2 protein-coding genes are annotated in these 5,375 nt (G+C 43.0%); both read right to left on the minus strand.

Annotated elements, in window-relative coordinates; genetic code table 11:
• Window positions 1–2,281, minus strand: a 2,281-nt coding sequence (locus PN457_RS00655) for a two-partner secretion domain-containing protein (RefSeq protein ID WP_271730644.1), incomplete at its 3' end; no start/stop codon positions are given.
• Window positions 2,282–2,383: 102 nt separating this feature from the next.
• Window positions 2,384–5,143 (minus strand): CHAT domain-containing protein, encoded by a 2,760-nt coding sequence (locus tag PN457_RS00660; protein ID WP_271730645.1) that lies wholly within the window; start codon window positions 5,141–5,143, stop codon window positions 2,384–2,386.
• Window positions 5,144–5,375: the final 232 nt, after the last annotated feature.

Raw genomic sequence — 5,375 nt, forward strand, 5'->3', positions numbered from 1 at the left:
CTACTATTTGAGGTGCGGTGATGGTAACATTACCGGCGTTACCTGCGCCTTGGGTAAAGGCTTCTACTCCGGCTCCGTCGGAAATTTGGAATCTGGGGGTGTTGATGGTGATGTTACCGGCATTGTTATCTGTGAGGGTGACGGCTAAAATGCCGCCAAAATCTCTGTTTAATATTCTGTCAAAATAAGTACCTGAAATCGCCACTTGCTCTGTAGCTCGAATGTTAATCGCACCGGCATTACCCTGACCACTGGTACTAGTGTTAATAGTACCAGCATTTTCCACAGTCAAAGTAGAAGTATCAATGGTAATATCCCCGCTATTTCCTTTTGCTGTTGGTGCTACTGTACTAGATACAGAACTAGTAAAGCCTGCACTAGATTTCCCCCGGATAGTCACCCCATCGGCGGCTCTAATCACAATCGCCCCGGCATTACCCTGACCAAAGGTAGTAGCATTAATACTAGTACCATTTTCTACAGTCAAAGTAGAAGTATCAATGGTAATATCCCCGCCATTTCCTTTTGCGGTTTCTTGTCCTACTGCACTAACTACTAAACTAAGAAATCCTCGACTAGATTCCCCCCGGATAGTCACCCCATCAGCGGCTCTAATCACAATCGCCCCGCCATTACCCTTACTAAAGGTACTAGCGTTAATATTACCACCATTTTCCACGGTTAAAGTAGAAGTATCAATGGTAATACCCGCGCTATTGCCTTGTGCTGTTGGTGCTACTGCACTAGATACAGAAGTGCTAAATCCTCGACTAGATTCCCCCCGGATAGTTACCCCGTCAGCGGCTCTAATCACAATCGCCCCGGCATTGCCTTGACCAATGGTACTAGCATTAATAGTACCACCATTTTCCACAGTTAAAGTAGAAGTATCAATGGTAATATTCCCGCTATTTCCTTGTGCTGTTTGTCCTACTGCACTAATTACTGAACTAATAACGCCTTGACTAGATTCTGCGCGTATAATTACCCCATCAGCGGCTGTAATGGTTATTGCTCCCGCATTGCCTTTACCAATGGTACTAGCATTAATACCACCACCATTTTCCAGAGTTAAAGTAGAAGTATCAATAGTAATACCCCCACTATTCCCTTCTCCTGTTGGTGCTACTAGACTAACTACTAAACTGATAATGCCCAGACTAGATTCCCCGCGGATAGTCACCCCATCAGCGGCTGTAATTGCGATCGCTCCTGTATTGCCTTTACCGGAGATACTCGCATTAATAAAACCACCATCTTGTAAAGTTAAACTAGAAGTATTGATGTGGATATTCCCAGCATTTCCTTGGCCGAATACGCCATTAAATATGAAGGAGTTATCCAGGGTGATTTTATCAGTATTATTAATCTGAATATTTCCCCCTTGAGCATTGGGTGAACCCATCCCCGCTGCTATCCCAGCACGCAGCTGACTATTTCCAGTTATCTCTAAATTTTGGGAATTTATTGTTATGCTCCCACCACCACCACCAGCAACATCTACCACCGCACCATTACTGAGGCTGACATTTTTTGTTGTGATATTTGTGGCGGCGCTATCTAAGGGCTGGGGAAAGGTCAAACGCTTTTCATCTATATCAACCCTTCCGGCTTGGGTTAACCCACCCAACTCTACTGTACTTCCCGGTGATATGATTTGAGTGTTATTCAGGCTGACATCACCACCAATCAAAGCTAAAGTTTTACCCTCTGGAACACTCAGACTAGAATTAGTCAGGGTAATATTTCCTGGATGATCCCGAAATCTTAACCCCCTGGGAATATTCACAGTTAATAACGGGTCTATTGTCGTATCTGTGCTACTAAACTCATAATTATCAAAGATGATACTATCGGCACTAGCAGCCACAAAGGAACCTTTGACATCTAACCGAGCATTAGCACCAAAACTAATACCATGGGGATTAATTAAAAACAGGTTAGCATTCCCCAATACTCCCAAGGTTCCCAAAATACTAGAAGGATTACTTCCCGTCACCCTGGTTAAAATATTGCCAATACTATCGGGGTTACTAAAATAAACCCCTCTGTCAGCGCCGACATTAAAATCAGTGAAACTATGAAATAAGTTACTCCCACGGATGGCTCCCCCTTCAATGATGTCACGGTTATTTACTGTATCACCCCTGACTGTGGAGTTTAAGCTATTGTCTGGTGTGAGTTGGGCGTTTACCATCTGCATATTTGCAGTAGTAATTAAGCCGATGAATATCTTAAGGAATAACTGATAACTGGGATGTTTGATGAATCCATCAATCATAACCTGGAATCTCCGCTTTTTTGCCATGTTCTACCCTATACTGTCAGCTTGTGGATTTATCCCAACCCAGAGGTTAGGTGCTGGTATTTCATCTGGGGAGTCTCAAAACCATTTACCTAAGAGAACATAACCCGCCCAATAATAGGGACTCTTGTATTCTGGGTTGTTTAAAAGAGCTAATTGGGCTTGGCGTACAGCAGCGGCTTTACTCATATTATTACCCATCAAAGCCTGATAAAATTGACTCATGAACAGAGCCGTTGATTGATCATTTACTTGCCAAAGGGTAGCTAATGTGCTGCGAGTCCCCGCTCGGACAGCAACGCCAGCCAACCCTAGGGCGGCTCTGCTGTCTCCCTTTACGGTTTCGCAAGCACTCAATACTAGTAATTCAATAGGCTGCTGATCTCTAGAACGCAGTAAACTATTTAACTGGTTGAGATTCAGGCGATCGTCCCAAGTCAGGATAAAAGTATCATCACGTTGGGAGCTAAACTGTCCGTGGGTGGCTAGGTGAACAACAGAAAAAGGGGCTGAATTGAGGGTATTTTTGAAGCCTGCATTGGTAAAAGAGGGATTAAGTAACTCAGTGCTACTAGGAACTTGTGATTTAATTTCTTGTACTTCTTTGAGGACAAAGGGTAATGGGGAGAATTGTTGCTCCCGCGCTTCGGGGGATTCACTCAATCCGCCGATGAGAGTCCGAGGTTTTTTGTCCCGATAAGTTTGAAAGTCGGTAAGTTGTAAGCCAGGAGCACGGGCAATGTTGTACTGTTGGATCACATAGTTTTCACCGTTGTGCAGTACAGACATAGGAATATTCTGCAAAGCACTATCCAAGACAAAAACCAAAGTTTTAGTCTGACTTTGGGCTAAATCTTTTTCAGCAGGGGCTAACAGCCATTTGTATAGTATCTGTGCATTGCTCAGGATTACTCGTTCATAGACTCGGGGATCAATTCTAATATTGTTTGGGTTAGCTAAACTCAACTCCTGAGTCAGTTCCCCCAGGATTTCCTCAACTATATTTTTATCAATCTTTGTGGTGTAATGAAGTAGGTCTTTATTTTGTGGTAACTTAACAATAATCTCAAGACGGTCTTGTAAAACAATGGGATAAATCAAGGCCGCTGTAGGGTCTTGTTTATCCGTTATGTCGTCAATTACCACCGGCTTCGCATCCAGACAAACCAAGCGCAGGAAGTTTTCTAACTCAGCTAATTGCAGAGAATCTATGGTTTCACGGGCTAGCTCTAAGTTTTTTTGGGGTATGTCTGCGTTATCTTGACGCTGCAACAGTAAACTGACATATTCACGATAAACAGGTTCAGTACTTTCTCTAAAATTAAACTGATTTTCTGTATTGATAGCCACTAAATCACTGCGGAAGGAGCGGAGAGTTGCCAATGATTGGGCGTAAGCAGTCAGGGCTGCTTCAGTTTTTCCTTGAGCTTTTAGCAGTCGTCCCTGTTGCCATTGCCATTGATAAGTTAACTCTGGTGCCTGAGCCTGCCAAGAGTACTGTAATGCCTTTTGAGTGTACTTACTGGCTGTATTCCAGTCTTGGCGACTCTCATATAATCTTCCTATAAGCCCCAGTATATAGGATTTTGTCCGTTGATCGTCAAGTTGGGCAGCATCTTGTGCAACACTGTTTAAGGTTTGAATTGCCTCCTGGAAAGATACCTCACCAACCGATGATAAATTCGGAGTGATAGGGCTGAGGCAACTCGACTGTTTTTGCTGTAAACAAAGAGAGTTTTTAGTGTAACTAACCTGAGTATAAATGGTTTCTCTACTCAGGGGGAGGTGAGTTAATGAAAATTTGAGTGGAGATATCAAAGCTTCTGCATCTGTCCATTTTTGCTCTGCTATTAATAGTTCTAGCTGATTGAGTTGAGATTTCACTTGTAAAATAGCTGAACCCGGAGATGAAAGAGAAACTGCTTTTTCATAGGCTGCTTGATATTTCTCCAAGGCTTTGGCTCGATAAATTGCCGCTTGTCGCCTATTTGCTACTTCTGTGGCTCTGTTAGCTAAGGCGAGTTCTGTATTACCTAAGTTTAGCAAAACTTTACTTTCATCTTCCGGTAAATTATTGGTTTGAGCAATTGCTAAACTAGCTTGGAGGATTGTTTCCGCTGCGGGAAAATCGCCTATAATCCGCATGACATTACCGAGACTTCTTAAAGCTTGTGCTGGGTAAATATTTTGGGGATTCCCTAGTATTTGCTGTTGCAGTTTTGCTATTTCTGCCTCGGAAATATGACATTCTGCATTGCTTAAACCTAATATTTCTAACAAGGTTTGACAAGCTCGCGAATACATTCCTAAATCTTGCATAGCTTGAGCTTGATTAATCAAATTAAGATGAAGTTGACCATTGGGTGACTGGGGATAAAGTCTAGCGGCTTGTGCCCATGTATTTAAAGCCTCCTGAGATTGCCCAGTTTTTTGTAAGAGTTGCCCTTGAATATCCAGGGTTTGAGCTAAAATGCGCTGTTGTTCTGTGGTGGTTTTGGCAGATTGTAAAATCTCCAAACTTTTGTGAATGGCTGTATTGGCTGCTTCCCATTCTCCTAATTGCTGATGGGTGAGAGAAAGGTTGCTCCATACAGTGGCTGTATTGAGGGAATTACTGGGTAATGTTGTGATGGCTTGTTGCCAAACTGGTATAGCTTTGGTAAATTGCCCTGAGTTGTAAAGTTGCCTGCCTTGTTGCATCAGTTGTACTGTATCTGTATGAATCTGAGCAAATACAGGGGGGATGGCTAAAGCAAGGCAGAACAGTAGAATTAGTAGAAAAACAGAGGGCTTGAATCTGGGTTCTAATCTGAGCTTTTTTTTGTGAGTTGTTTTCATTGTCACCCTGACTTTAATTTGATCAACAATTAAGTTACATCAATACCCGGCAAGATGCCCGTACTACAAGAGCTTGAGTGCGACATTTACTGACAATATGCCGTAGCAGCATCAACTCGGTGAGGGTGATTTCCCCTAGGAGCAGCCACTAAAACCACATCTCCTTGAGCATTAACTACCCATCCCTGGGCGGGGATAACTCTTCGAGTCATCATAGATACAGGACTGACCA

It is taken from the genome of Anabaenopsis arnoldii (genome assembly GCF_028331025.1).
Classification (GTDB): domain Bacteria; phylum Cyanobacteriota; class Cyanobacteriia; order Cyanobacteriales; family Nostocaceae; genus Anabaenopsis; species Anabaenopsis arnoldii.

Excerpts from the sequence above, each read along its gene's own strand:
- PN457_RS00660 (WP_271730645.1), bottom strand. The coding sequence starts at position 5,143 with ATGAAAACAACTCACAAAAAAAAGCTCAGATTAGAACCCAGATTCAAG.